A 25773-nucleotide genomic window follows, 5' to 3' on the forward strand; every position below is an offset into this window, starting at 1 on the left:
GTCAGCTGTCACCCTTCAGCTTGTGCTCGGCCTCGGCGGCGGAGAGGGCTTCGACCTCGCGCAGCATCGCCTCGAACTCGTCCAGACCGATGGACTCGGCCTGGTGGGCGCGGATCGCCGCCGCGAGCCCCGGTACGGTCGGCGCCTCGAAGACGGCGCTCATCGGGAAGTCACCGTGCGCCTGGCGCAGCCGGCCCACGATCTGGATGGCGAACAGCGAGTTCCCGCCCAGGTCGTAGAAGTCGTCGTCCGGGCCGATCGGGGAGGCGCCGAGCATCTCCTGCCACACCCGGGCCACCGACTGGGCCAGTTCGTCGTCCGGCCACACCGTGGCGGGGTCCCAGTCGCTCTCCTCGCCCCGGCCGCTGCCGAGCGCGTTGGTGAAGGAGGCCGCGGTCATGCCCTGCTGGTCGGCGAGGACGTCCTGGAAGTCGGCCCGGGACACCACCAGCTGGGGCAGGCCGGCGAAGAGCGCGGCACGGGCCAGCGCGAGGCCGTCGGCGACGGGGATGCCCTGGCTCACGCGCAGCCGCTCGTACAGCTCGCGCACCTCGGGCAGTCCGGCCATCTGCAGCTCGAACCAGTCGTCCCACTCCCACTGCGACCAGTCGAGGGTGACGGTGTTGCGCCCCTGGGCGGAGCCCGCGGCGGCGAAGGCGTCCAGGAAGGCGGCGGCCGCGCAGTTGTCGGCCTGGCCGAAGCCGCCGACGATGCCGGTGGTGGCCGAACCCGAGAGGAAGAAGTCCAGCTCGTCGTCGGCGAGCAGCTCTTCGAGCAGCAGTGTCGAGCGCACCCGCGCCCCCAGCACGGCCTCGAAGTCGTCCCGCGACTTCAGCGCGACGAGTCCGGTGCCGCGGGCGTCCGCGCAGTGCAGTACGCCGTCGACGGCGCCCAGCACGGAGCGGGCCTCCTCGACGAGCAGCCGGGCCTGCTCCGGGTCGGCTAGGTCGGCCGCCCGGTAGGTGACGGCACCGGGACGGGCGGCGCGCAGCGCGGCGATCCGCTCGGCGCGGGCCCGCACGGCCCCCGCGGGCAGCGCGGCCCACTCGCTCTCGGCCGGGAACTGCGGGTCCCCGACGAGCACCAGGCGGGCGCCCGCCCCGGAGAGCTGCTCGGCGAAGCTCAGCCCGGCCTCGCCGGACACGCCGGTGACCAGGTAGCCGGCGTCGGCCCGCCAGGCCCGCTCGACGGGTACGGCCGCCGGCTCGACCGGCGCGAAGGCGCGGCCCAGCCGCTGGGTGCCCCGGTAGGCGACGAGGGTCTCGGTGCCGGGACCGGCCAGTTCGGCGGTGAGCTGCCGGGTGAGACGCGTCCGCGCGGCGGTGTCCGCCGGGGGCAGCACGTCGATGCTCCGGCACGTCAGCCAGGTGTACTCCTGCGGCAGGACGGTGACCGCCCCGTACAGGGCGGCCCGCTCGGGGCGGGTCACGTCCGAGCCGTGCGCGTCCTGCAGCCGGTCGGTGAGGACGTCGACGCGCACCGGGGCGTCGACGCCGCTCTCGCCGAGGGCCTGGGCCAGCGCGACCAGGCTGTGGAAGCCGGTGGCCACGCCGTCGGCGTAGCGGTCCGCGGCCGTGGCCGGAGCCGAGCCGTCCGGCCCGGTGACGGCCCAGGCGTGCAGGATCCGGTCCGGGGTCGACCCGTCCTGGCGCAGCTCCGCCAGGACGCGGCCCAGGTGCCCGGCGTCCGCCGGGTCGGCGTCGAAGCCGCGTTCGGAGGTGCGGGCGTACGCCGCCGCCTTGCGCACGGTGGTGACGCTGTCGCCGCGCTCGCGCAGGGCGGCGGCCAGGTCGTCGGTCAGTCCGCGCTCGTCGGCCAGCACCAGCCAGGTGGCCGGTCCGGCCGGCTCCGGGGCGGCGGCCAGCGGCGCGCGGTGCCAGACCGGCGCGTACGTCCAGCGCGCGCTGTCGGTGCGGACGCTCGTGGTCTGGGCCGGCTTGGGCAGCAGGAAGCTGCGGCCCTGGAAGGGGTAGGCGGGCAGCGGCACCCGGCGGCGCGCGCCGCTCCCGTGCAGGGCGCTCCAGTCGACGCCGACGCCGTGGCGCCACAGCTCGGCCAGGCCCTCGCGGACCGAGCGGTCCTCGGCGGGCGCCTCGGCTCCGGCGCGCGGCTTGCGCAGCAGGGTGACGACGGGGCCCGGCTCCGGGTGGGTCTTGACGAGTCCGCCGAGCTGACTGCCGGGGCCGGCCTCGACGAACACGGCCGGGCCGCGCTGGGCGAGGGCGGCGACGCCGTCGGAGAACCGGACGGGCCGGCGGGTGTGGGCGACCCAGTACGCCGGGTCGGTGGCCTGCTCGTCGGTGATCCAGGTACCGGTGACGTTGGACAGGAAGGGGATCTTCGGCGCGTTGAGCGTGACCGAGCGCAGCACCTCCTCCAGGCCGGGCAGGGCGGATTCGACCAGCGCGGTGTGGAAGGCGTGCGAGGTCTCCAGCTCGCGGACGGAGGCGCCCCGGGCCTCCAGGACCCGGCGGGCCTCGGCGACCTCCTCGGGCGTCCCGGCGACCACGCAGGAGCCGGGCGCGTTGACCGCGGCGATCGACGCGCGGCCGTCGAGCGCCCGGGTGAGCGCCTCCTCGTCGAGGAGCACCGACAGCATCCGGCCGGGCGCGAGGTCCTGCATCAGCTGGGCGCGGCGGGCGACCACGCGCAGGATGTCCTCCAGGCTGAACACCCCGGCCAGGCAGGCCGATACGTACTCGCCCAGGCTGTGGCCGGTCATGGCGGACGGCTCGACGCCCCAGGAGAGCAGCAGCTGCGCGGTGGCGTAGTCGACGCAGAAGACGGTGGGCTGGGTGTAGAGGGTCTGCCGCAGCCGCTCGCGGGTCTCCTCGCCGTCGGCGGCGAACGCCACGTCCCGGACGTCCCAGCCGAGCTGGGGCAGCAGGAGCTCGGCGCACCGGTCGAGGGCCGCGCGGAAGACGGGCTCGGTGCGGTACAGGTCCGCGCCCATGCCCGGGTACTGGGCACCCTGGCCGGGGAAGAGGAACACCACCTCGGGCGTCCCCTCGCCCTGCCCGGCGGCCCCGGCGGCCACGGCGGGCCGGTCCTGGCGCAGCGCGGCGGCGGCGCCCTCCCGGCTGTCGGCCACCACGGCGCGGCGGTACGGGAGTTCGGTGCGGCCCGACTGCAGGGTGTGGGCGGCGTCCGCGAGGGCCGCGCCGCTCCCGGTGAGCGCGTCCGCGAGGCGCTCCGCGGCGGCGTCGAGGGCTTCGGGGGTACGGGCCGACAGGGGCAGGACCTGCCAGTCGTCGCCCTCCGTGCCGGGTTCCGCGGCGACGGCGGGGGCCGCCTCCAGGACCACGTGCGCGTTGGTGCCGCCGATGCCGAAGGCGCTCACCCCGGCGCGCGGCGGGGTCGCGGTCGGCGGCCAGGGGATGCCCTCGCCGGTGACCACGAACGGGCCCTTGTCGAGGGCGAGCCGCGGGTTGGGGGCGCGGAAGTGCGCGGTCGGCGGGATGAAGCGGTGCTCCAGGGCGAGCGCGGCCTTGATCAGGCCGGCCACGCCGGCGGCCGCGTCGAGGTGGCCGATGTTGGACTTCACCGAGCCCAGGTGGACGGAGCCGGCGGCCGCGTCGGGACCGAAGGCCTCGGTGAGTGCCTGCACCTCGATGGGGTCGCCGAGCGGGGTGGCGGTGCCGTGCGCCTCGACGTACTGGACGGTGCCGGGCGGGGCGCCCGCGACGGCCAGCGCCTCGGCGATGACCTCGGCCTGGCCGTGCGGGGACGGCGCGGTGAAGCCGATCTTGGCGGCGCCGTCGTTGTTGACGGCCGAGCCGCGGATCACGGCGTGGATGTGGTCGCCGTCGGCGACCGCGTCCTCCAGGCGCTTGAGGACGACCAGGGCGACGCCGTCGCCGGAGACCGTGCCGGAGGCGTCCGCGTCGAACGGGCGGCAGTGGCCGTCCGTCGAAAGGATCGCGCCCTCCTCGTAGCGGTAGCCGCGCGGCTCGAACTCGCGCACCGCGACACCGCCCGCGAGGGCCAGGTCGGACTCGCGGCTGAGCAGCGACTGCACGGCCAGGTGCACGCCGACCAGCGAGGAGGAGCAGGCGCTCTGCACGGTGAAGCTGGGCCCGGTCAGACCGAGCTTGTAGGAGACGCGCAGCGCCAGCATGCCGGGGTCGTTGCCGATCGCGACCTGGATCTCGTCGGAGATCCGGCCGTCGGCGCCGGTGTCGGCGATCCGCTCGCGCAGGTAGCCGCTGCCCGAGGTGCCGGCGAAGACGCCGGTGCGGCCCTCGAAGGAGCCCGCCGGGTAGCCGGCCCGCTCCAGGGCCTGCCAGGCGGTCTCCAGCAGCAACCGGTGCTGCGGGTCCATCAGTTCGGCCTCGGAGCGGGTCACGCCGAAGAACTCGGCGTCGAACCGGTCGAACCCCTCGACGGGGAAGCCCGACTTCACATAGGCCGGGTCGGCGAGCAGCGCCTCGGGCACGCCCGCCTCGGCCAGCTGCTCGTCGGAGTAGTCGGTGCGGCCCTCTTCGCCCGCCGCCACCATGCGCCACAGGGCGTCGACATCGCCGGCACCGGGGAAGCGGCCGCTCATCCCGATGATGGCCACGGACTGCTCGGGCAGCGGCAGATCCGCTTCGTACGTCATGCGTTCTCCCCGTGCGGGTTGGTTGTGGACTGTGCGGCGAGCAGCTCTTCCAGGGCCGCCGCGAGTTCCCGGACCGTGGGCAGGTCGAAGAAGATCCGCAGCGTCACGGCGACGCCGAACTGCTCCTTCGAACGGGCCACGACCTGGGTCGCGAGCATCGAGTGCCCGCCGAGGTCGAAGAAGTCGTCGTCGAGGCCGACGCGGTCGACCGAGAGCACGTCGGCCCAGATCTCCGCGAGGGCCTTCTCCACCGGGGTGCCGGCGGCCTCGAAGTCGCCGCCCAGGTCGGGGCGTACGGCCTCGGGCGCGGGCAGGGCCCGCCGGTCGACCTTGCCGTTGAGGGTCAGCGGCAGACGCTCCAGCGGGACGAAGACGTTCGGCAGCATGTACGCGGGCAGGGTGCGTCCCAGGTGCTCGCGCAACTCGGTGGTGCCGTCGCCGGGTCCGGCCCCCGCGGACACCCAGTACGCGACCAGGCGCGGCTCGCCGACCGAGTCCTCGTCGACGATCACCACACAGTCCCGGACGTCCGGGTGGCGGGTGAGGGCGTTCTCGATCTCGCCGAGCTCGATGCGGTAACCGCGCACCTTGACCTGGTGGTCGAGCCGGCCGAGGTACTCGTGGTCGCCGTCCGCGCCCCGCCGGGCGCTGTCGCCCGAGCGGTAGCGGCGGGCGCCGGGCCCGGCCGCGTCCGGGTCGGGCAGGAAGCGCTCGGCGGTCAGGGAGGGGCGGCCCAGGTAGCCCCGGGCCACCCCGGCGCCGCCGACGAACAGCTCGCCGGCCTCGCCGTCGGCCGCCCGGGTGCCGTCCGCGGCGGCGACCTCCATCGTCCAGCCCTCGAAGGCGCCGCCGATCATGGAGCCGGCCCCGGCGTCCAGATCGGCCGAGGTCATCCGGCGGTAGGTGGAGTGCACGGTGGTCTCGGTGATCCCGTACATGTTGACGAGCTCGGGCCGGTCCTCACCGTGCCGGGCGATCCACGGCCGCAGCATCTCGGGTGGCAGCGCCTCGCCCGCGAAGACGACCAGGCGCAGCGCGTCGAGGGCGGCCGGTCCGGCGCCGGGCGGCTGCTCCTCCTCGTACCGCACCAGCTGCCTGAAGGCGGCCGGGGTCTGGTTGAGCACGGTCACGCGCTCGCGGTGCAGCAGCGCGTGGAACTCCTGCGGCGAGCGCCGGGTCTCCTCCGGTACGACGACGAGCCGCCCGCCGTGCAGCAGCGCGCCCCACATCTCCCACACCGAGACGTCGAAGGCGGCGGAGGCGAACATGGACCAGACGTCGTCGGGGCCGAAGCCGAAGTGGCCCCGGGTGCCGGTGAGCAGGCCCGTCACGTTGCGGTGCTCGATCATGACGCCCTTGGGGGTGCCGGTCGAGCCGCTGGTGTAGATGACGTACGCGAGGCTCGCCGGGCCGGTGCCCGCGTCCTCGGGCGCGGTGTCCGGGTGGCCGCCGAGGTCGGTGCCGCCGGGGCCGGTCAGGACGGTGTGCGCGGCGGGCAGGCCCCGCCCGTCCCGGTCGGTGACCAGGACGGTGGCGCCGGCGTCGGCGAGGGTGAAGGCGATCCGCTCGTCCGGGCTCGCCGGGTCGAGCGGCACGTACGCGCCGCCCGCCTTGAGCACCGCGAGCAGCGCCGTCACCAGGGCGCTGGTGCGCTCCATGCAGACGGCGACCGGCACTTCGGGGCCCACGCCGAGGGAGCGCAGGTGGTGGGCGAGGCGGTTGGCGGAGCGGTCGAGCTCGCGGTAGGTCAGCCGGCCGTCGGTGCCGGTCACGGCGATCGCGTCGCCCCGCACCGACGCCTGCCGCGCGAACCAGGCGTCGATGGTGCCCGTTCCCGGGGCGGCCAGTGGGTCAGCGGTCACGGTGCGTGTTCCTCTCGGTGCCGGACACCCGGAAGCGGACCGCTGGGAGATCCAGCACGGGCCCGTCCGGGAAGGTGATTGCGTCGTGCAGCGTCTGCTCGTAGGCGGCCAGCAGCGCCGCCGGGGTCTCGGGCCCGAACAGGTCGGTGTCGTATTCGAGGGTCAGCGCGACGCCCGCACCGCTCTCCTGCGCGTACAGACTGAGGTCGTACTTCGCGGTGTCCTGCGGGCCCGTGAGGTCGAGGGAGCAGTGCTCCAGCCCGGCGAAGACCGGGTCCGACTGCTCCTTGAGGAAGCTGAACATCACCCGGAACACCGGCAGGAAGTCCCGGCTGCGCCGGGACACGAGGGCCTCGACCAGTTTGTCGAAGGGCAGTTCCTGCTGCGCGGAGGCGTCGAGCAGCGCGGTGCGGGTACGGGCGAGCAGCCCCCGGAAGGCCGGGTCCCCGCCGAGTCCGACGCGGACCGGAACCATGTTGATGAGGCAGCCGAGGAGCTCCTGGAGCTCGGGCCGGGTGCGGCCCGCGACCGGGATGCCCACGGTGACGTCGTCCGTCCCGGACCAGCCCGCGAGCAGCGCCTGGAACCCGGCGAGCAGCGTCATGTTGAGCGTTCCGCGCTCGGCCCGGCCGAACTCCCGCAGTCGGGAGGTCAGTTCGGGCCCGAGATCGCGGGTGACGACCGCGCCGCGGAAGGACCGGTGACGGGGCCGGGGGTGGTCGGTGGGCACGGCGAGGGCCTGCGGGTCGTCGCCGAGCACCGCCCGCCAGTGGGCGGTCAGGGCGTCCAGGGTGTCGCCCTGGAGCCGCTCGCGCTGCCAGACGGCGTAGTCGGCGTACTGCAGCGCGGGCTCGCGGCCCGTGTCCGTGCCCGGGTCGCCGTACAGCTCCCCCAGCTCCCGGAAGAAGATCTCGACGGACCAGCCGTCGATGGCGATGTGATGGAACGTCACCACCAGCTGGTGGTCCTCGGCGCCGAGCCGCAGCAGGTGGGCCCGCAGCGGCAGGTCGGCGGCGAGGTCGAAGACGTACGCGCCCACCTCGGCGGCGATGCGCGCCGCCTCGGCCGCGGGCTCCGCCTCGGCGGTCAGGTCGGTGGTCGGGAGCGGGAACTCCCCGGGTGCGGCGACGGTCTGGTGGGGCACCCCGGACGACGCCTGGTAGGTCGTGCGCAGCACCTCGTGCCGGGCGACGAGCGCGGTCAGCGCCCGGCCGAGCCGGCCGTGGTCGAGGGCGCCGCGCAGCCGCAGCACGGCCGGCACGTTGTAGAGCGTGGTGTCGGGGTCGATCTGCTGCATGAACCAGAGCCGCTGCTGGGCGAAGGACAGGGCGGGCCGCTCCGGCCGCGCCCCGGCCCGCGGGCCCGACGGCCCGGCCGCCGCGGCTCCCGCCCCCGGTCCCGTCCCCGCCCTCCTGGCCGCCATGGCGCCGCGCACCAGGCGGGCCATGCCCTCCAGGGTGCCCGCGTCGAGCAGCCCCGCGGGCTCGACGCGGGCGCCGAGCTCCTCGTCGATCCGGTCGGCGAGGGTGCGTACCGCTTCCGGCCGCCCGCCGAGTGCCTGCCAGTGCGAACCGAGCGTCACGTCGGTGGCGTCGAGGATCTCGGCCCACATCAGGGCGAGCTCCTCCTCCACGAATCCCATGACTGTCATATGAGTTGTGTCCCGGAGTGAGAGTGACGCACGGCGTCCTGGAGCAGTTCGAGGAATTTCGGCGGGTTGCCGCTGAAGTAGAAGTGGTCGCCCTCGAAGACGTGCACGTCGGCGTCGGCCGTCGTGTGGGCGCCCCAGGCGCCAGCCTCGGCGAGCGGCACGTCGGGGTCGCCGTCGGCGACGAACACGGTGACCGGGCAGCCGACTACGGCGCCCGCGTCGACCCGGTACTCCGCCAGCGCGCGCAGGTCGCCGCGGATGGCGGGAAGCACGAGCTGCAGCAGCTCCGGGTCCTGGCGCACTCCGTCACTCGTGCCGCCGAGGCCCATGATGCGGGCCAGCACGGCGTCGTCGGGCTCGGGCTCGGCCTCGGACCCGGGCTTGGGCTCGGGATCGGACCCGGGCTCGGGATCGGACCCGGCCTCCCCCGACGTCAGCCGGTCCGTACGCACCGAGGGCGCCGAACTGGCCGAAGCGACGAGGAGGTGGGGAGCGGTGCCCCCGGCCGACTCCAGCCGCCGGGCGACCTCGAAGCCGATGAGCCCGCCCATGCTGTGCCCGAAGAAGGCCGGACGCCGCGGCAGCCGGGTGCGCAGCGCCTCGTACACGCCGTCCGCCAGCGCCGCCACCGATCCCGCGGGCTCCTCGAAGAGCCGGTTCTCGCGCCCCGGGTACTGCACGACCAGCATCTCGATGTCCGGGTCGAGCGCCGCCGACAGGTCGAAGTAGTAACTGGCCGACCCGCCCGCGTGCGGGAAGCAGACGAGGGTGTACCCGGCCGCCGGCTTCGGGTGGAAGCAGCGGATCCAGGTGGTGGGGGCGGGGCCGGTCCCGAGGACCCGCACCGGTGTCGTCGTGGCCGGGCCGCCGTCGGGACAGTGACCTTCCCCGGCGCCGCCCATCAGGCGTGCACCGCGTCCGCACGCAGCGCCCGGTGGGCCCGGCGCGCCTCCGCGAACTCGACGACCTGGCCGGCCATCGCCGTCAGCTGCTGCTGGATGTGCGGGTCGGAGCACTCGCCGTCCGCACCGAACCCGGCCGTCGCGCTGTTGAGCGCCACCCCCAGCGGGGTGGTCCAGCCGCGCAGGGCGTGCACGATGTCCCGGAGCGCGGCGAGCGTGGTCACCGCGCCCTGCCAGCCCATCCCGACGGACAGGCAGCCGACGGCCCGCTCCGAGAGGTAGGGCCGGGCGTCGCCGCGGAGCTCCTCGGTGTAGTCCAGGGCGTTCTTCAGGAGCCCCGACACCGTGCCGTGGTACGCGGGGCTCGCCAGCACCACGCCGTCCGCCGAGGCCACCTCGTCGAGCAGCCGGCGTGCCTGGGGCGGGCAGGCCGCCACGCGCGGGTCGTAGAGCGGCATGACGAGGTCGGCGCCGCTGACGAGACTGACCTGCGCGCCCAGCCGGGCGGCCTCCGCGAGCACCACCCGCAGCCCGAGCTCCGCGGTGGAGCCAGGCCGGGAGGACCCCCCGATTCCGACGACCTTCACGGCCTGCTGCATGAACTCCCCGTTTCGCGTGTTCCGGTCCGGAACCCCGGCTGCCCGTCCTCGTGGCGCTCCGGGTTCCCCGGTGGTCGATCTCCCCGGTCGATCAGGACCGGCCACAGCCTTCGGCACGTCAACTTGCAGGTCAACGCCCGCTGTCCGGGGAGATCCGATGGCCCCGTTCGGACATTCCGATGGGGCTTGCGGTAATGCCCGGCTTGCGTCGGCGGCCCCGCTCCCACCGGGGCACCGGGGCCGCCGCCACCGATCGTTCCCGCTGATGGGAGCCATCGGAGATACCCGTCGGCCCGCCCTTTGCCGGGCGCCCCGGATGCGCGGATCATCGAAGCGGCGCCGATCGCGCACACCGCCCCATGCCGAGCTTCCGGCTCGTACTCGAACAGGGTCATGTCCCGGAACCGACGGCCCGCACGGCCGCCGGCCGTCCGGGTTCCCTGCCCACCGCGGATCCGAGAAGCCCATGCCCCAGGTCGACGACCCCGCCGCCCCCCGCATCGCCGTCGTCGGAGCGACCGGCGCGGTGGGCGGGACCCTGCTCGAACTCATCGAGGACCGGGCTCTGCCGTACCGGAGCCTGCACCTGGTGGCCTCCGCCCGCTCGGCCGGCCGTACGATCCGCGTCGACGGCCGCGACCAACGCGTCACCGAGCTCTCCCGGTTCGCGTTCGGCACGGTGGACGCGGCCCTGTTCTGCGCCGGCGAGCAGATCAGCAGGAAGTGGGTCCCGGTCGCCGTCGCCCACGGCGCCCTGGCCATCGACAGCACCCCCGCCTTCCGGATGACCCCGGGCACCCCCCTGGTCGTCCCGCAGCTCAACGCGGACGAGCTGGGCCGCCGTCCGGCGGGCGGGGTGATCGCGGTGCCCGGCGCCGCCACGGTGCCCGTGGTCCGCGTGCTGCGGGACGTGGAGCGGCGCTGGGGGATCCGCCGGATCGTCGTCAGTACGTACCAGGGCGCCTCGGGCGCCGGGCACGGCGGTATCGAGGAGCTCCAGGACGGTTCGCGCACGGTCCTGCAGGACCCGCAGGCCACCGTGCCCTCGGCGCAGTTCTCGCCCGCACTGGCCTTCAACGTGCTGCCCGGCATCGGCGACGTCCTGGAGGACGGCTCGACCCTCCAGGAGCGGGAGGTGGCCGACGAGGTCCGCAAGGTCCTGGGGCTGCCCGGCATCGAGGTCACGGCGACCTGCGTCCGGGTCCCCATGGTCAGCGGGCACGGCGCGGCGGTGTGGGTGCAGTGCCGCGCGACGGTGGACCGTACCGAACTGGTCGCACTCCTGCGGGCGTTGCCCGAGGTCGTGGTCCACGACCTACGCGGCCCGACCCCGGCGGCGCTGGGCGACCCGGACCAGCTCCACGTGGGGCGCATCCGGGTCTCGGCCACCGCCCCCGAGGGCTTCTGGCTGTGGCTGGCCACGGACAACCTCCGGGTGGGCGGCGCGCTGGACGCCGTACGGATAGTGGAGGAACTGCTGGCCCGGGGCGCCCTGTGAACACGGTCCCGCCGGCCCGCGCGAAGGCGGGGCCGGCGGAGCCGCAAGGGCCGGTGGGACCTGCGGGACTCCACGAGGACGGGGACAGCAGCCCTCAGCAGGCCACCAGCTGCCGGTCCTGCTCGGCGAAGCGGACCATCCAGTCGATGAACACCCGCATCTCACGCGTGAGATGACGCCCGTACCGCCACGCGATCTGTGTGTAGACCTCGAACGGAGCCTTCCAGTCCAGCACCGTCAGCGACTGCGCCTCGATCTCGGCGGCCACCGCCATCGCGGGCAGCACACTGACGCCGAGACCGGCCGAGACCCCGCGCTTGATCGACTCGATGTTGCCGAACTGCAGCAGCGGTACGGGCCGCTCGGCGCCGCCGTTGAGCTCCGCCTCGAACATCGCCCCGTACGAGCAGCCCGCCTCCGGCGCCAGGATCGGCACCGCGCGCAGATCGCTGGTGGAGACGTTGCGGGCGCCCGCCAGGACATGGTCCGGGGCGGCGACCGCGACCAGCGGCTCGGAGCCGAGGATCTCGGTCCTGACCCCGGGGTGGTCGGTCTCGGCCTCCATGAGGAAGCCCAGGTCGAAGGTGCCCTGCCGGAGCGCCTCGCAGGTGTCCCGGCACAGGCTGGGCCGCAGGGCGAGCTGGAGCTGCGGGTAGCGGTGGTGGAAGTACTCCAGGACCGGGGGCATCCGGTAGGACGTGAAGCTCTCCATCGTGCCGATGGTGAGCACCCCCGAAGGTTCGCCCAGGCCGGTGGTCCGGTCCCGGGCCTCATCGACCAGGGACAGGATCCGCTCGGCGTACGGAACGAGCCGTTCCCCGGCCGGAGTCAGCCGGATCCGTCCCCGCAGGCGCTCGAAGAGTTCCACGCCCAGCGCCACCTCCAGGCCTTTGACCTGGGCGGTGACGCTGGACTGCGCGTACTTCAGGTCGGCTGCGGCGCGGGTGAAGCTGAGCAGGGTCGCGACCCGGTGAAAGGTGGTGAGCTGCTTCAGATCCATACGCTGTCCCGGCGGTGCGCCGTCACCGTGCTGGTGGCGCCGGTCACTGCCAGCCCATGTCCGTCTTCTGGGCGCCGGCCTGAGTGGTGGGCGCGGCGGCGGTGTCCTGCGGTACTTCGGTGGTGGCGGCCTGCGCGGTGGCGGGCGCCATCAGCACGGCGGCACCGAAGACGACGATCGCTACGGCCTTGCCCATACGAGTGCTAAGCATGAAGAACATCCCCCTGTGTCATGCGTGTTTCTTGCAGCTCCAGCATCACCACGCGTCACAGACTCGGGAAAGGGTTTTCCGGTGGCCAGATTGGGCCCTGACCCAATCTGGCCAGCACGGGCCGAACGGGCCACACCGGAGATACTGGTCTCTGCTGACGGATGGGGGGCCGATGCTCGACGTACTGGGACTGGACGGACCGACCGAAGCCGTTTACCGAGCGATGCTGAGCCACCCGCGGGACGACGCCGAGGCCCTGGCCGGGCTGCTCGGAATCTCCGAAGAGGCCGTGCGCGCGGCCTGGGAGCGGCTGTCCGGCCTCTCGCTCGTGCAGTACCCCGCCGACGGACCGGCCGACGCGTCGGCGGCGCCCCGCGCGGTCAGCCCGGAGGTCGGCTTGGAGTACCTGCTGGCCCGGCGCCAGGCCGAGATGTCCCTGGAGAACCAGCGCATCGCGGGCGCCCGGGCCGCGGCCCAGCAGCTGATCTCCGAGTACGAGGACCTGCGCCCGGTCGGGGCGCCGGTCAGCGTGGAGCACCTCGCCGACGTCGACGAGGTCCGGACCCGCCTCGCGGTGCTCACCGAGAACGTCCGGAACGAGGTGATGGTCTTCGCCCCCGGCGGGGCGCAGACGGAGGCGAACATGGCGGCCTCCCGTCCGCTCAACGAGCGGCTGCTCGGCCGGGGCGTCACCATGCGGACGATCTACCTCGACAGCGTGCGCAACAATCCGGCCAGCGAGGCACACGCCAAGTGGCTGACGAAGCTGGGCGGCCAGGTCCGCACGATCGCCGTGCTGCCGCTGCGGATGACCATCGTGGACCGGACGACCGCCGTCCTGCCCGTGAACAGCGAGGACAGCGGGGAGGGCGCGGTAGCCCTCACCGGCCAGGGCACGCTCACCGCCCTGTGCACCCTCTTCGAGACGGTGTGGGAGAACGCCCGCCCGCTGGGGCAGGCCCCGCGCCGCGACGAGGCCGAACTGGACCACCAGGAGGCGGCCAGCCTGCGCCTGCTCGCCGAGGGCCACACCGACGAGGGGATCGCCAAGCGCCTCGGTGTCTCCCACCGCACGGCCCGCCGCATCGCCACGGTCCTGATGGAACGCCTGGGCGCCCGGAGCCGCTTCGAAGCCGGCGTCCGAGCGGTCCAGCGCGGCTGGCTCCCCCCGGACGCGTAACCCGGAACCGATGGCGGGCTAACGCACGCTCAGCGGACGCTGGTCCGTCCACACCTCGTCGATGTGCGCGAGGCACTCCTCCTTGGTCCCGGCCACACCCGTGTCCCGCCAGCCCAGGGGCACTTCGCGCCCTTCGGCCCAGATCGAGTACTGCTCTTCGCCGTTGACGACAACGGTGAACCGCCCCACTGCGCACCTCCACCTACGCGCCGGCCCGACAGCCCGGCGACCTCATCTGCGGGCCCCAGCCTCATCGGCCCGCCCCGCCACCACAACACCCACCCCATACCGGCTCCCGAACCGCACAATCGCCCCAGCCGATCGTCGGCGACGCATGCCGCGTTGAGTAGACGCAACGTCTAGTCTAATGCCACGCTCAGACGCAACGCACCGTCCAGTCTTATGCCGGAGGTCATCCCGTGCCGAACCGAACCGACCGAACCGACCGCGCCGGCTCCCCGCCGGACGCACCGACGTCACACGCGCCCCGCGGCCGGCTCGCGGCCGCCGTCGTGGCCTTCGCCTTCTGGATCACCATGGCGGGAACCACGGCGCCCACCCCGCTCTACCCGGTGTACGGCAAGGACTTCGGCTTCTCCCCGATCACCGTCACCGTGATCTTCGCCGTCTACGCCATCGGGGTCGTCGCCGGACTCCTCGCCTTCGGGCGCCTGTCGGACCAGATCGGGCGGCGCCCCGTACTGGTCGCGGCGACCCTGCTCTCCGCCTGCGCCGCCGGGGTGTTCCTGGTCGCCGGCAACGTGGCCGTCCTGCTCGTCGCCCGCGTGATCTCCGGCTTCTCCGCCGCACTCGTCACCGGCGCAGCCACCGCCTCGCTCACGGAACTGCTCCCGCAGAGCCGCGGGGTCCGGCCCGCGACGGTCGCGCTGTTCGCCAACATGGGCGGCCTCGCCAGCGGCACCCTGCTCGCCGGGATCCTGGCCGATGCCGCGCCCTCGCCGCTGCGCACCCCGTGGATCGTGATGCTCGTCCTGGCGGCGATCGGGCTGGTCGGCGTGGCCTCGTCCCGGGAAACGGCCGCACACCGCTCCGGATTCACCTTCCGGTTCCAGCCGCTGCACATCCCGGCGGAGATCCGCTCCGACTTCCTGCGTTCCGCGATGGCCGCCGGGGCGGGCTTCGCGGTGCTCGGCGTCCTCACCGCCGTCACCGGCCTGTTCCTCGGCACGGTCCTCCACGAGACCAGCCACTCCCTCACCGGCCTCGTCGTCTTCACCGCCTTCGGCTGCACCGCACTGGGTCAGCTGCTGGTCCGCCGGATCAAGCCGGGCGCCGCCCTCTCCGTGGCCTGCCTGGGGCTGATCCTCGCCGCGGCACTGATCGCGCTCGCCATGGCGGTCACCTCCCTGGTCCCGCTGCTCACCGGCGCCGCGGTGAACGGCCTGGCCACCGGCATCGCCCTCGGCCACGGCATCGGCAGCATCACCACCCGCAGCGACCCGCAGCACCGCGGCGCGTCGGTGTCGACGTTCTTCGCGATCCTCTACTCCATGCTCGCCGTCCCCGCGATCGGCGTCGGCGTACTGATCCGCGCCACGAGCCTGCGGCCGGCCGGGGTGATCTTCAGCGCCGCGGTCGCACTGCTCGCGCTCACGGTGCTGCTGAGCCTCGCCCGCATGCACAAGACGTCCGCGTGATCCGCCGGTTGCGACCGCGATCCGGTGTGCCAGAATCGCGGCATTCGCACGAAACGAGAGGTGGCCGACCATCAGCGCCGCACGGAAGACCGAAGGCCGCCGCGCCCCCTCCCCCGTCGTGAGCCGCACGGGTCCGCGGCGCAGTGAGAGCATCCGCGTCGCGGTGCTGAACGCCGCCGACGACCTGCTGGTGGAGCAGGGTTTCGCCGCGACGACGATCGAGGGCATCGCCACCCGGGCGGGCGTCGCCAAGCAGACGATCTACCGATGGTGGAAGTCGAAGGTCGAGATCCTGCTCGACGCCCTGGAGGACGACGCACTCGAAGGGCTGGCATGGGCCGAGCCGGCCGGAACACCCGTCGAGGACCTCGTCGCGCACCTGCACCGCGTCGCCGACTTCTTCCAGGAACCGGCGGGCCAGGTGCTCCAGGCCCTCCTCGGCAACGCGCAACTGGACAAGGACACCGCCGTCGCCCTGCGCGAGGGATTCCTGCTCAAGCAGCGCGAGCGCGATCTGGTCGGCCTGGGCGCGATCGTCGAACGCCACACGGGCGAGGCCCCGGACGAGGAGCACCTCGGCCGCCTCGCCGATCTCCTGCTGGGTCCGATCTACTACCGCGTCCTCGTTTTCGGCGCTCCGGCCGACAAGGAACTCGGCGCGGCCGCGGCGCACCTCGTACTGAAATCCACGGACTGACCGAGCAGCACCGTAGGGCCGGTGCCGGTGCCGGTGCCGTGCGCGGGCGCCGGCACCGGCACCGGCGGATACGGCATCAGTAGCGCGGCTTGCGCGTGAGGATCAGTCCGCCAAGCAGGAACAGCACGCCGATCGCGCCGGCGACGACGGCGGAGGTCATCTGCGCGGGCTTGCTGCTCGCGTCGAGCACGGCGGTGACCAGCCCGGCGACGCCGCTGATGTAGCAGAAGATCGTGATGAAGATCTTGAGGTTGGGGTTCATGGGGGGCCTCTCGTATCAGTTCGGTTCTTGTTGTGCCGGGCTTGTCATGCCGCCGGGCCGGGGGAGGTTCCGGCGGCGATGAGGCCGAGCAGCATCACCCAGGCGTCGGGGTCGGAGCGGAAGCGGTTCCACCGGTCGGCCGCGAGGGAGAGTTCGGCGAAGGACAGCACCCCGGCCGCCAGCAGGGGTTCGAGGCGTTGCGGCCCGAGATGGGGAGCGAAGGCCTCGGTCGGGTGGTCGTCGTTGGTGGTGGCGAACGGGCGCAGTACGACGTCCTCGAAACCGTCCGCGCGCAGCATCCGGGTGAGCCGGCGGCCGATCGAACGGTCACCGCCGGCCGCCCGCTGGGCGCCGGCCACCTTGGCGTGGATGCCCGCCATCTCCGGGTAGGACGGTTCGGCGATGCCCCAGCAGGAGGTGTCCACCTCGGTGACGATCACCCGGCCGCCGGGCCGCAGCACCCGGCGGACCTCGGTGAGCACCTTCGACGTGTCCGGCACATGTTGCAGGACGTAGCGCAGCAGAACGGTGTCGACGCTGCCCGTCTCCAGCGGCAGGTCCGCCGCGTCGGCGACGATCAGCTCGGCGCCGGTGCCCTCGGCATGGGCGAGCAGTGTTTCGTCGATGTCGACCGCGACGATCGTGAGGCCGGGGAGCGCGGCGCGCAGGCAGCGGGTGACCGCGCCCGATCCGGCGCCGAGTTCGAGCAGGGTCGAGGACTCGGTGACGCCCAGCTCGCGCAGGATGCGCAGCTCTTCGGGGAAGGACAGGGCGGCCTGTGCTTCGAGGCGGGCCAGCTCGCCTGTCAGACCGCCCGTGGTGGTCCGGGCCGGATCGTACGAACCGCCCTTGAGGGTCGAGGTGTTCACCGGGTCCTCACCATCATGCTCATGCCGTGCCGGGGACGCAGGGTGACCAGCGCTTCCGGCTCGACGGGGAAGTCCTTGACGAGTTCGCACTCGACGGACTGCGTCAGCATGGCCAGGACGAGGGTCGCCTCGACCATCGCGAAGTGCTGGCCGATGCAGATCCGGTCGCCGCCGCCGAAGGGCATGTAGAGGTGGCTGGGGAGCTCGGCGTCGATGAAGCGGTCGGGGACGAACTCCTCCGGCGCCTCCCAGTGGTCGGGGTGACGGTGCAACACCCACTGGCTGATGCAGATCAGGGTGCCCGGCGCGACGTCGTAGCCGCCGATGACATCGGGGCCGGTCGCCCGCCGGGAGGTGAGCCACACCGGCGGGTAGAGGCGCATGGCCTCCTTGATCGCCCGCTGACAGACGGGCAGGTCCACCAGGTCGGCGGCGGTCGGAGTGCGCCCCTGGAGTACCCGGTCCACCTCCTCGCGGACCCGCGCGGCCTCCGCCGGGTTGCGGTCGAGCAGGTAGAGCGTCCAGGTCAGCGACTTCGCGGTGGTCTCGTGACCGGCCATGATGATCGTCAGCACCTGGTCGCGCAGATCGGCGTCGGAGATCTGGTGGTCGGCACTCATCATCGCGTCCAGCAGGTTGGTGCTGCCGGTGGCGGCGCCGGTGACCCGGCGGGAGGCGATGAGGGTACGGGTCACGGCGTCCAGGAAGGCGCGCGCCGAGGCGAATCCCTGCCGCCGCAGCGCGGTGTCCGTCGGATCGGGGTCCTCGGCCGGTACGTAGTGGCCGATGTAGCGGTTCACCGCGTCCACCGCGCGGCCGAAGCCCTCGCCGATTCCGTCGATGTCGGCGCCCAGGATCGCCCGGGTGATGATGCCCAGGGTCAGGGCCGTCAGATGGTGGTCGACGGCGATCGGGCTGTCGCCGTCCAGAGCCGGGCGCCAGCGCTCCAGCATGTTCGTGGTGGCGTCGGTGACGATCCCGTCGAACGTCCGTACCGCGCTGGGCCGGAAGGCCGGCGCGCACATCCGGCGCTGCTTCGCCCACTCCTCGCCGTCGCTGGTCAGCAGCCCGTTGCCGAGCAGGGGACGCAGCATGTGGTCGTCGGGGGTGTTCTCCTTGGTGTAGTTGGCGCCGTTCTCCTTGAGTACGTAGCGCGCCAACTCGGGCCGGTTGAGCAGGTAGACGGTGTCGCCGTCGGCGCGGTGGCAGGTGATGTCGCCGTACTCATGCGCGAGCCCGGTGACGAAGGCCAGCGGATCGTTGCGCATCTCCTGCATGTCGGCCGGGCCTTCGGGGCCGGGGGGCAGGACCAGGGTCCGTGCGGGCATGGTGGCGGTCACCTCCGTGGTGTGGCCGTCGGTCGAATGCGTACACCGAATGCGTACGCGGAATTCTGAATACGTAGCAGAGGACGCCCGATACGTAATCGGAATACGTACACCTAGGGCCGGCAATACGTATCGATTCGCATATCCAAGGGGTTCTGCGGGGCGCAATCTATCGCACTGTCCTGAGGCTCTCAATACTTACTGATGCACGCCGAAGATTAAGTCTTGGCGGGGTCTTTCCCACATGCCAAGCTTCGTTTGTCGCCAGCACAACACGGTGCTCGGCGGTACTCGAAGGAGGAGTCCACATGTCGCTGGACCCGCAGCAGCGCGCTGAATTCGTCAACGCGTACACCAAGACGCTCATCACCGCCTGGTCGAGCGAGGAGTACGTGGCCCGCCTGAACTCGGAGCCGCGTGCCGCGCTGGCCGAGTCCGGTCTGAACGTCCCCGAGGGCGCCGAGATCGTCATCGTCCGCACCCTCCCGGACGGCAAGCAGGACGGCAACCTGGACGTCCAGGTTTCCTTCTGGGAGCAGGGCCTGGCCACCGGCCGCTTCGAGTTCCACATCCCGGAGACCCCGGTCGTGGACACCGCCGAGCTCAGCGAGGGCGACCTGTCCGACGTCGCCGCCGGTGGCAACTACTGCTGCTGCCCCTGCTCCTGCTGCACCTGATCCGCGGCTGCGGAGAGCTCGAAAAGGTTCGCGGCTCCGCAGGATGACGGAACCGGTGCTGTGCGCGGGCCCTCGGTCGAACAAGGCCGAGGCCCCGCGCAGCCGGCTCCTGCCACAGCATTTGGATCCTGTTCTCAGTGCCCCCCGTGCGTCCCCCGTGTACGGGGTGCCTGGAATACATAGAAAGAGAAGTCAGCATGGCGATGGATGCCCAGCAGCGTACTGAATTCGTCAACGCCTACACCAAGACGCTCATCACCGCCTGGTCGAACGATGAGTACCGCGCCCGGCTGAAGTCGGACCCGCGCTCGGCCCTTGCGGAATCCGGGCTGACCCTTCCCGCGAACGCCGAGATCGTCATTGTCAGCGCCGACCCGGAGACCCAGCCGGACGGAAACCTGGACGTCCAGGTCGGTCTGTGGGAGGCGGGGCTCGCGAGCGGCCGCTTCGAGTTCCACGTGCCGGACGCTCCCGTCGTCGAGACCTCCGAGCTGAGCGAGAGCGACCTCTCGGGTCTCTCCGGCGGCGGCAAGGGCGGTGGCCCGACGGTTCTCACGTGCTGCTGCCCCTGCTCCTGCTGCACCTGATCACCGCCTCGTAAGGAGAGCACCGAAGTGCTGCACACCGCATCGGAAGAAGACCCTGTCGTTGTCCGGGGTCTGCGTAAGCAGTACGGCGATTCGCACGTCGTACAGGGCGTGGACCTGACCATCCACAAGGGAGAGGTGTTCGCCCTGCTCGGGCCGAACGGCGCGGGCAAGACGACGACCGTCGAGATCCTTGAAGGGGTCCGGCAGCGGACCGGCGGCGACGTGCGGGTACTCGGATGCGATCCGGCCGAGGACAGGCGGGACTGGCGGGCACGCATCGGTGTCGTGCCCCAGTCCACGGGCGCCTACACCGATCTCACCGTGCGCGAGGTCGTGGAGCATTTCGCGGCGCTGTATCCGGCGCCGCTGCCCGTGGGCCAGGTCATCGACATGGTCGGGCTGGGCAAGCACGGCAAGAAGCAGACGACGGCTCTGTCCGGCGGCCAGCAGAGGCGCTTGGACGTGGCCGTCGGGGTGATCGGTGACCCCGAACTCATCTTCCTCGACGAACCCACCACCGGGTTGGACCCGGTGGCTCGTCGAGAAGCCTGGGATCTGGTGCAGTACTTCGCCGACCGTGGGCGGACGACCGTACTCACCACGCATTACCTGGACGAGGCCGAGGCGCTCGCCCAGCGCGCGGCCGTCATCGTCGACGGAAAGGTCGCCGAGGTCAGCCGGGTCTCCGAACTCGGCGGACGCGCCGACACCTCGACAACGGTGTCCTTCCGGATGCCGCCGGAACTGGTCGGACGGACCCTGCCGGCCCTGCCCGCCGACGTCACGGTCGAACGGGACGGAAGCAAGGGCGACGGCATCGTCAGCATCCTGACCAGGACCCCCACCGCGGTCCTCCTGGTGCTGCTGGCCTGGGCCGCCGAGGCCAGGGTGCGGGAGCTTCCTGAGCTGCGCGTGCACCGGCCGACGCTCGAGGAGATCTACCTCGACCTGATCAGCAGGAACCGCGACGCAAAGGCAGGAACCCCGTGACCGTGTCCGACGCCCCCTCCGTCCCTGCCCGCACGACCACGAGGGCTGCCGCGACCGCCGAAGCCGGCGAACACCGCGCGCCCCGCCGTACGCCGGGCATCTGGCGGGCCTCCGTCGCGCGCTCCTCGGTGGAGCTCAAGAGCTTCTTCCGCAACAAGCAGTCGCTGATCTTCACGCTCATGTTCCCGGTCCTGATGCTCCTGGTCTTCGGATCGATCTTCTCGGGCAAGGTCGCGGGCACCGACACGGACCTCAAGCAGGTCTTCATGGCCGGGATCATCGCGTCCGGCGTGATGAGCACCGCCTTCTCCGGTCTCGCGATCAACATAGCCATCGAGCGCGACACCGGTACGGTCCGCCGGCTCGCCATGACGCCGATGCCCAAATCCGCTTACTTCATCGGCAAGTTGGTGCGCGTGGTGGTCACCACCGTGCTGGAGACCGCACTGCTGATGGCGATCGCCGTGACGGCCTTCGGCCTGCCGCTGCCCTCCACCGCGCAGCGCTGGACGACGCTCGGGTGGGACCTGGCGCTGGGTACGGTCGCCTGCGCCCTGCTTGCCGTGGCCTACAGCGCGATCATCCCCAACAGCCGGTCGGCCGCCGCCATCGTGACCCCGGTCTTCATGGTCACGCAGTTCATCTCGGGTGTGTTCTTCCCCTTCAACCAACTGCCCTCCTGGATGCAGACCCTCGCGGCGTTCTTCCCCCTCAAGTGGATCGCCCAGGGGTTCCGGTCGGTGTTCCTGCCGGACTCCTTCGCCGTGGTGGAGCCTGCCGGCAACTGGGAGCTCGGCAGGATCGCCCTGATCCTGGCGCTCTGGTCACTGGCCGGACTCGTGCTCACCGCGATGTCGTTCCGCTGGCGCGGCCCGCGCGTCAACTGACCCAGACAGGAACCGCCGTGTCCTCAGCCACCCTTCGCCTCCCGGGCCACCTCGCTCATCCGTTCTCGCCGACCGGACGGGTGGACCCCTACCCGGCGTACCGGTGGCTGCGGACGTACGCCCCGGTGTATCAGGACCCCGCCACCCGGATGTGGCTGCTCACCAGCCACGCGGACTGCTCGGCGGCGCTCAGGAGCGACGCCTTCTCCGCGGCCCAGGGGCAGCAGGGCCGCGCCAGGGACGACGCCCTCCCCCCGTCCATGCTCACCACCGACGCGCCCGACCATCACCGGCTGCGCGCCCCGGGCGGCCTTCTGCTCGGCCCCGAGGCGATCCGGTCGGTGGCGGACGGGATCGGCGATGAGGTCTACGCCCTGCTGGACCGGTTGGGTGGCCGGGCAGGAGAGCTGGACGCCGCGACCGGCATCGGACAGCCGCTGGCCACCGCCGTCTACGCGCGGCTCTTCGGGCTGGCGGACGCCGAGCGCCCGCACTTCGAGGAGCTGGCCCGCGCGGTCTCCGTCAACCTCGACCCGATGGCGGGACCGACCGCGGCCGCCGCGGGCCGGGCGGCCATGGGTGAGCTGAGCCGCTACCTGGACGCGGTGGCGCAGCGCCACACCGAGACCGGATTCGACTGCCCGCTGTCCCGGCTGGCCGCCGACGACCGGCTGACCAGGCCCGAGATGCTCGGCATCCTGGGCCTCGCCGTCGTCGGCGGCTGGCAGCCGTTGGCCGAGACGGTCGGCAACGCCCTGTACTGGCTGCTGCCCCGCCCGGCGGCGGTGGAGTACCTGCGGCGGGCCGACGACCATGCGGCCCGCACGGCGGTGGACGAGCTCCTGCGCCTGGAGGCCCCGATCCCGTTCACCGCGCGCGTCACCACGCGCGAGGTGGAACTGCCCGGCGGCCGGGTGCCCGCCGGCGCTCGGGTGCTGGCCGTGCTCGCGGCCGCGAACCGGGATCCGGCGGTCTTCGAGCGCCCCGACGAGCTGCTCCTGGACCGGTCCCCCAATCCCCACCTGGCCTTCGGCGGCGGGCCGCACTTCTGCCTGGCGGCCGTGCTGGTCCGGCAGACCGGGGCCCTTCTGCTGCCCCGGCTGCTACGCCGCTTCCCGAACGTCGCGTCCCACCAGGACCGCGCCCGCTGGGACGACTGCGTGCTGCCGCGCCGCCTCGCGGAGTATCCGCTGGAACTGGGCCCGCGCCCTTCGGACGCCTGCGGCCGGAACACGAACGACATGGAGGCCTGATGCGAACCGACGTCCTCGTCGTGGGCGCGGGAATCAGCGGTTTGACCTGCGCGAGCCGCCTCACCGAGGCAGGCCTGCGCGTCGTCGTCCAGGAGGGCCGCGCACGGGTGGGCGGACGTATCCGCACGTTCCGGCCGGCCGACGGCGGACCCGCTCTCGAACTCGGCGCGCAGGTGGTCCACGGCGCCCGCAACCCGGTCCACACCCTCATGGGCAGCGACCGTATGGAGACCGTGCCGCGCGACTTCGCGGCCCGGGTGGTCGAGGACGGCGCGCCGGCGGAGATGGGAGTGCTCGCCCGTGGCCGACGCGGCCCGTGGGCGCTGGAGGCCGAGCTGAACGCGGCACGGGCCGATGCGGACGTGTCGGTCGGCGACTGGTTGCGTTCCAAGGGCGCCGACGGTGCCGAGGAGCGCGCGGCACGGGAGTGGTACCGGCAGAACTGGGCCGCGGAACCGGACGAGGTGAGCGCCTCGGGGGTGGCCGCCGCACACCACGCAGATGCCGTCGGTGGCGGCGAGTTCGCGGTGAGCGGCGGTTTCGACCGGCTTCCCGAGCAGCTCGCGCAGAGCCTCGACGTACGCCTCGGCTGCCCGGTGGACGAACTCGACTGGTCCAGGGGGCAGGTGCGGGCCCGCACCGCGCAGGGGGTACTGCATGCCGGTGCGGCGGTCGTCACCGTTCCTCCGCAGGTGGTCGTCAGCGGCCGGCTGCGGATCGCCGGGCTGCCCGCGGCCAAGTGGCGGGCGGCCAAGGACCTGCCGGCCGGCGACGGCTACTGCGTGGCCGTCACCCTCTCCGTCCCCGCGCCGGAGTCCGCGGTGGTGTTCGACGTGGACGGGCTGGGCGGATTCGCCCGCAGCCGGGCCGGACGGCCGGAGGTGCTGATCGTGGCCAAGGCCGGAGCCGCCGCCGCCGTACGGTCCGCCGTGCACGAGAACGGCGGCCTGGCGGCGCTGCTGGCCCGGTCCATGCCCTGGACCCGGTCGGCGCGGGTGGTGGCCACCGAGGCGGCGGACTGGGGGAACGACCCCTGGTCGGGCGGAGCTTTCACGGCACCCAGGACCGGCGCGCGGGAAGCGTCGGACCTGTGGGCCGAACCGATCGAGGACACCTTGTTCTTCGCCGGAGAGGCGACCGTCTGCGGCCGTCAACTTCCCTGGGTCCAAGGGGCGATCGCCAGCGGCGAGCGCGCGGCCGCGCAGATCCTGTCGGGAGTGGCACGATGACCGTACGATCCGAGGCCGGGCTGCCGGGAGCGGTGCGCTCCGAAGGGGCGTACTCCCGGACGGTGCACTCCGGCTGGCACCTGGTGGCCTTCCTGTCCGAACTCACCGCCGAGGTGACCCCGCTGGCGATCGGCCCACGCCGCCTGGTGGCGGTCCGCGACGGCGACGACGTACGGCTCTTCGACGCGAACTGCCCGCACCGGGGCGCGCACCTGGGATACGGCGGCACGCTGGACGGCAACTGCCTGGTCTGCCCCTTCCACGGCAAGCGCATCGCGCTCGGCGACGAGGGCAAACGCTGGTCGGTCGCCGAACACCAGGTGCTCCGAGCCGGTGAGGCGGTCTTCGCGAGGCTCACCGACACCGCGCGGGACGACCGGGGGTTCGAGAAGGTGATCAAGGAGATCGCCGTCAGCCACCCGCTGGTCGAGGCGGTCGTCCTTCCGGTCGCCGCTCCCTCCGGACTCATCATCGAGAACGCCTTCGACACGGACCACTTCACCGCCCTGCACAAGGTCGAGGCCGTCGAAGGCATGGACATCGTGCCGACCGAGAACGGTGAACTGGCCATCGAGGGCACATTCCCGATGCGCAACTCCCCCTGGAAGAGCGATCTCGCCCGGGCGGAGGCCAAGTGGCGGGCGATGCGTAACGGCGAGACGCGACTGGAGTACGTACCGCGGTTCTACGCACGGGCCTTCAGCCCCGGCCTGGTGGTCACCGAGTTCGGGCCGCCCGGACAGGTGCACGTCCTGGTCACCGGGGCCACGCCCACCCCGGACGGCTGTGTCGCCCGTGTGGCGGTCGGCGTCAGCCCCGGCCGGGAGAGCGACCTGCGGATGCTGATCGTCGGCAGCGAACGCGCGCTCGCCGAGGACCTCACCGTCTGGGAACACCTGGATCCGCACGCGCCCGTGCGCTACGACGCCCGGGACGAGCCGGTGATCGCCTTCCGCGAGTTCTGCGAAGGCTTCGAGGAAGTGAACTGATCATGAACCAGCTGTCCGTCCGCACGTCCGGCAGCGGCCCCGCCGTGCTGTGGATCCACGGCTACACCATGGACTCCAGCACCTGGGAGCCGCTCTGGGAGCTCCTGCCCGGCTGGCGGCACATCGGCGTCGACCTGCCCGGCCACGGCGGCTCCGACCCCATTCCCGCCGGTCTGACCCTTCCCGCCCTGGCGCGGCAGATCGCCGAAATCGTCCGGGCCGAGCAGGCCCACCGGATCGTCTCGCTCTCGTACGGCTCGTCCGTCGCACTCCAGCTGGCCATCGACGAACCCGAGCTGGTGCACGCCCTGGTGGCCGCCGCGCCCACGCTGGCGGGCGCGGCCCCGGACGCCGATGCCCGGCGGCGCTACCAGCAGCTGATGATGCTCAAGCCGCTCGCCGGCCCCGGGGAGCAGATGGCCGATCTGTGGATGGCCTCGCCCCCCGACATCTTCCGCGGCACCGAACGGCATCCGGAGCTCCGCGCGGCGCTGCGCTCGGTGATCGTCCGGCACTCATGGGCGGAACTGGACAGCGGCGCCATGATGACGCTGTCCGCGCACCGCCACAGCCCGGCGGACCTGGCCCGCATCCAGGCCCGGACCCTGGTGTTCATCGGCGACGAGGACATGCCCGCCTTCGTCCGCAACGCCGAGCTGCTGCGCGACAACGTCGCCGACTGCCAGGTCGTGACACTGCCCCGGTCCGGTCATCTGCCGCTGCTGGAGCGGCCCGAGGCCGTCGCGGCCGACCTCGCGGCACACCTGCTCCGCGCCGGATGAGCCACTGACCCGGCTTGCGCGTCCTCCCTCATGCCGATGGCCCGCGGACCTCCCGTCCG

General features: G+C 72.7%; 23 protein-coding genes. 12 read left to right on the forward strand and 11 right to left on the reverse strand.

What is annotated here, in order from left to right:
- Window position 1: 1 nt before the first annotated feature.
- Genes ACZ4YL_RS29475 through ACZ4YL_RS29495 form a run of 5 tightly spaced genes read right to left on the reverse strand, consistent with a single transcriptional unit; the run spans window position 2 to window position 9614 of the window.
- Entirely contained in the window at window positions 2–4600 is a 4599-nt protein-coding gene (locus ACZ4YL_RS29475; RefSeq protein WP_468120744.1) for a type I polyketide synthase, read from the reverse strand.
- Entirely contained in the window at window positions 4597–6462 is a 1866-nt protein-coding gene (locus ACZ4YL_RS29480) for an amino acid adenylation domain-containing protein (RefSeq protein ID WP_468120746.1), read from the reverse strand. Before ACZ4YL_RS29480 ends, ACZ4YL_RS29475 begins: the two co-directional genes overlap by 4 nt.
- On the reverse strand, window positions 6452–8113 hold the full coding sequence (locus ACZ4YL_RS29485; RefSeq protein ID WP_468120748.1) for a condensation domain-containing protein: 1662 nt from the start codon (window positions 8111–8113) through the stop codon (window positions 6452–6454). Before ACZ4YL_RS29485 ends, ACZ4YL_RS29480 begins: the two co-directional genes overlap by 11 nt.
- Window positions 8110–8958 (reverse strand): thioesterase II family protein, encoded by an 849-nt coding sequence (locus tag ACZ4YL_RS29490; protein WP_468120750.1) that lies wholly within the window; start codon window positions 8956–8958, stop codon window positions 8110–8112. Before ACZ4YL_RS29490 ends, ACZ4YL_RS29485 begins: the two co-directional genes overlap by 4 nt.
- A 56-nt stretch (window positions 8959–9014) precedes the next feature.
- Window positions 9015–9614 (reverse strand): NADPH-dependent FMN reductase, encoded by a 600-nt coding sequence (locus tag ACZ4YL_RS29495; RefSeq protein WP_468120752.1) that lies wholly within the window; start codon window positions 9612–9614, stop codon window positions 9015–9017.
- A gap of 466 nt (window positions 9615–10080) precedes the next feature.
- Here ACZ4YL_RS29495 and ACZ4YL_RS29500 point away from each other — a divergent pair, with 466 nt between their 5' ends.
- Window positions 10081–11112: an aspartate-semialdehyde dehydrogenase gene (locus ACZ4YL_RS29500; RefSeq protein ID WP_468120753.1), complete on the forward strand. Its 1032-nt coding sequence runs from the start codon at window positions 10081–10083 to the stop codon at window positions 11110–11112.
- Window positions 11113–11206: 94 nt separating this feature from the next.
- On the opposite strand, the gene ACZ4YL_RS29505 is transcribed toward ACZ4YL_RS29500, so the two are convergent.
- Window positions 11207–12112: a LysR family transcriptional regulator gene (locus tag ACZ4YL_RS29505; protein ID WP_468120755.1), complete on the reverse strand. Its 906-nt coding sequence runs from the start codon at window positions 12110–12112 to the stop codon at window positions 11207–11209.
- Between the two features lie 43 nt (window positions 12113–12155).
- Window positions 12156–12323 (reverse strand): hypothetical protein, encoded by a 168-nt coding sequence (locus ACZ4YL_RS29510; protein ID WP_468120756.1) that lies wholly within the window; start codon window positions 12321–12323, stop codon window positions 12156–12158.
- Between the two features lie 172 nt (window positions 12324–12495).
- On the opposite strand from ACZ4YL_RS29510, the gene ACZ4YL_RS29515 reads away from it, so the two are divergent.
- Complete coding sequence (locus tag ACZ4YL_RS29515) at window positions 12496–13503, forward strand: helix-turn-helix domain-containing protein (protein ID WP_468120758.1); 1008 nt, start codon at window positions 12496–12498, stop codon at window positions 13501–13503.
- An 18-nt stretch (window positions 13504–13521) separates the two neighbouring features.
- Here the strand turns inward: ACZ4YL_RS29515 and ACZ4YL_RS29520 are convergent, their stop codons facing one another.
- Window positions 13522–13692: an MbtH family protein gene (locus ACZ4YL_RS29520; protein ID WP_189743929.1), complete on the reverse strand. Its 171-nt coding sequence runs from the start codon at window positions 13690–13692 to the stop codon at window positions 13522–13524.
- A gap of 230 nt (window positions 13693–13922) precedes the next feature.
- Here ACZ4YL_RS29520 and ACZ4YL_RS29525 point away from each other — a divergent pair, with 230 nt between their 5' ends.
- Both ACZ4YL_RS29525 and ACZ4YL_RS29530 read left to right on the forward strand, forming a co-directional pair.
- Window positions 13923–15161 carry an MFS transporter gene (locus tag ACZ4YL_RS29525; protein ID WP_468120760.1) on the forward strand — a complete coding sequence of 413 codons (1239 nt, stop codon included), beginning with the start codon at window positions 13923–13925 and terminating at the stop codon, window positions 15159–15161.
- A gap of 118 nt (window positions 15162–15279) precedes the next feature.
- Window positions 15280–15858, forward strand: coding sequence for a TetR/AcrR family transcriptional regulator (locus ACZ4YL_RS29530; protein ID WP_468120761.1), 579 nt, complete (start codon window positions 15280–15282; stop codon window positions 15856–15858).
- 76 nt (window positions 15859–15934) lie between these two features.
- Here ACZ4YL_RS29530 and ACZ4YL_RS29535 read toward each other — a convergent pair whose 3' ends face one another.
- Genes ACZ4YL_RS29535 through ACZ4YL_RS29545 form a run of 3 tightly spaced genes read right to left on the reverse strand, consistent with a single transcriptional unit; the run spans window position 15935 to window position 18317 of the window.
- A complete protein-coding gene (locus ACZ4YL_RS29535) occupies window positions 15935–16120 on the reverse strand; it encodes a hypothetical protein (protein ID WP_030756074.1) in 186 nt (61 codons plus the stop codon).
- A 44-nt stretch (window positions 16121–16164) separates the two neighbouring features.
- Window positions 16165–16989, reverse strand: coding sequence for a class I SAM-dependent methyltransferase (locus tag ACZ4YL_RS29540; RefSeq protein WP_030756071.1), 825 nt, complete (start codon window positions 16987–16989; stop codon window positions 16165–16167).
- On the reverse strand, window positions 16986–18317 hold the full coding sequence (locus ACZ4YL_RS29545; protein WP_468120764.1) for a cytochrome P450: 1332 nt from the start codon (window positions 18315–18317) through the stop codon (window positions 16986–16988). The genes ACZ4YL_RS29540 and ACZ4YL_RS29545 overlap by 4 nt, the downstream gene beginning before the upstream one ends.
- Before the next feature lie 308 nt (window positions 18318–18625).
- Here ACZ4YL_RS29545 and ACZ4YL_RS29550 point away from each other — a divergent pair, with 308 nt between their 5' ends.
- The 8 genes from ACZ4YL_RS29550 to ACZ4YL_RS29585 all read left to right on the forward strand — a co-directional run bounded on the left by ACZ4YL_RS29550 (window position 18626) and on the right by ACZ4YL_RS29585 (window position 25714).
- Window positions 18626–18994: a hypothetical protein gene (locus ACZ4YL_RS29550; RefSeq protein WP_030756063.1), complete on the forward strand. Its 369-nt coding sequence runs from the start codon at window positions 18626–18628 to the stop codon at window positions 18992–18994.
- A gap of 197 nt (window positions 18995–19191) precedes the next feature.
- On the forward strand, window positions 19192–19581 hold the full coding sequence (locus tag ACZ4YL_RS29555) for a hypothetical protein (RefSeq protein ID WP_030756060.1): 390 nt from the start codon (window positions 19192–19194) through the stop codon (window positions 19579–19581).
- 27 nt (window positions 19582–19608) lie between these two features.
- Window positions 19609–20574 (forward strand): ABC transporter ATP-binding protein, encoded by a 966-nt coding sequence (locus tag ACZ4YL_RS29560; RefSeq protein ID WP_468120766.1) that lies wholly within the window; start codon window positions 19609–19611, stop codon window positions 20572–20574.
- Window positions 20571–21461 carry an ABC transporter permease gene (locus ACZ4YL_RS29565; protein WP_468120768.1) on the forward strand — a complete coding sequence of 297 codons (891 nt, stop codon included), beginning with the start codon at window positions 20571–20573 and terminating at the stop codon, window positions 21459–21461. Before ACZ4YL_RS29560 ends, ACZ4YL_RS29565 begins: the two co-directional genes overlap by 4 nt.
- A gap of 17 nt (window positions 21462–21478) precedes the next feature.
- The gene (locus tag ACZ4YL_RS29570; RefSeq protein WP_468120769.1) at window positions 21479–22714 is read left to right on the forward strand and encodes a cytochrome P450; all 1236 of its coding nucleotides are present in this window, start codon (window positions 21479–21481) and stop codon (window positions 22712–22714) included.
- Window positions 22714–23943: a flavin monoamine oxidase family protein gene (locus ACZ4YL_RS29575; protein ID WP_468120771.1), complete on the forward strand. Its 1230-nt coding sequence runs from the start codon at window positions 22714–22716 to the stop codon at window positions 23941–23943. The genes ACZ4YL_RS29570 and ACZ4YL_RS29575 overlap by 1 nt, the downstream gene beginning before the upstream one ends.
- Window positions 23940–24932: a Rieske 2Fe-2S domain-containing protein gene (locus ACZ4YL_RS29580; RefSeq protein ID WP_468120773.1), complete on the forward strand. Its 993-nt coding sequence runs from the start codon at window positions 23940–23942 to the stop codon at window positions 24930–24932. Before ACZ4YL_RS29575 ends, ACZ4YL_RS29580 begins: the two co-directional genes overlap by 4 nt.
- 2 nt (window positions 24933–24934) lie before the next feature.
- Window positions 24935–25714: an alpha/beta fold hydrolase gene (locus tag ACZ4YL_RS29585; protein ID WP_468120775.1), complete on the forward strand. Its 780-nt coding sequence runs from the start codon at window positions 24935–24937 to the stop codon at window positions 25712–25714.
- Window positions 25715–25773 lie beyond the last annotated feature (59 nt).

The sequence above is a fragment of the Streptomyces sp. NPDC030021 genome, assembly GCF_055574035.1.

Bases quoted from the DNA above. Each gene is read 5' to 3' on its own strand.
- ACZ4YL_RS29475 (WP_468120744.1), bottom strand. From the start codon at position 4,600: ATGACGTACGAAGCGGATCTGCCGCTGCCCGAGCAGTCCGTGGCCATC.
- ACZ4YL_RS29485 (WP_468120748.1), bottom strand. From the start codon at position 8,113: ATGACAGTCATGGGATTCGTGGAGGAGGAGCTCGCCCTGATGTGGGCC.
- ACZ4YL_RS29495 (WP_468120752.1), bottom strand. From the start codon at position 9,614: ATGCAGCAGGCCGTGAAGGTCGTCGGAATCGGGGGGTCCTCCCGGCCT.
- ACZ4YL_RS29500 (WP_468120753.1), top strand. From the start codon at position 10,081: ATGCCCCAGGTCGACGACCCCGCCGCCCCCCGCATCGCCGTCGTCGGA.
- ACZ4YL_RS29505 (WP_468120755.1), bottom strand. From the start codon at position 12,112: ATGGATCTGAAGCAGCTCACCACCTTTCACCGGGTCGCGACCCTGCTC.
- ACZ4YL_RS29510 (WP_468120756.1), bottom strand. From the start codon at position 12,323: ATGCTTAGCACTCGTATGGGCAAGGCCGTAGCGATCGTCGTCTTCGGT.
- ACZ4YL_RS29515 (WP_468120758.1), top strand. From the start codon at position 12,496: ATGCTCGACGTACTGGGACTGGACGGACCGACCGAAGCCGTTTACCGA.
- ACZ4YL_RS29535 (WP_030756074.1), bottom strand. From the start codon at position 16,120: ATGAACCCCAACCTCAAGATCTTCATCACGATCTTCTGCTACATCAGC.
- ACZ4YL_RS29545 (WP_468120764.1), bottom strand. From the start codon at position 18,317: ATGCCCGCACGGACCCTGGTCCTGCCCCCCGGCCCCGAAGGCCCGGCC.
- ACZ4YL_RS29550 (WP_030756063.1), top strand. From the start codon at position 18,626: ATGTCGCTGGACCCGCAGCAGCGCGCTGAATTCGTCAACGCGTACACC.
- ACZ4YL_RS29555 (WP_030756060.1), top strand. From the start codon at position 19,192: ATGGCGATGGATGCCCAGCAGCGTACTGAATTCGTCAACGCCTACACC.
- ACZ4YL_RS29575 (WP_468120771.1), top strand. From the start codon at position 22,714: ATGCGAACCGACGTCCTCGTCGTGGGCGCGGGAATCAGCGGTTTGACC.
- ACZ4YL_RS29580 (WP_468120773.1), top strand. From the start codon at position 23,940: ATGACCGTACGATCCGAGGCCGGGCTGCCGGGAGCGGTGCGCTCCGAA.
- ACZ4YL_RS29585 (WP_468120775.1), top strand. From the start codon at position 24,935: ATGAACCAGCTGTCCGTCCGCACGTCCGGCAGCGGCCCCGCCGTGCTG.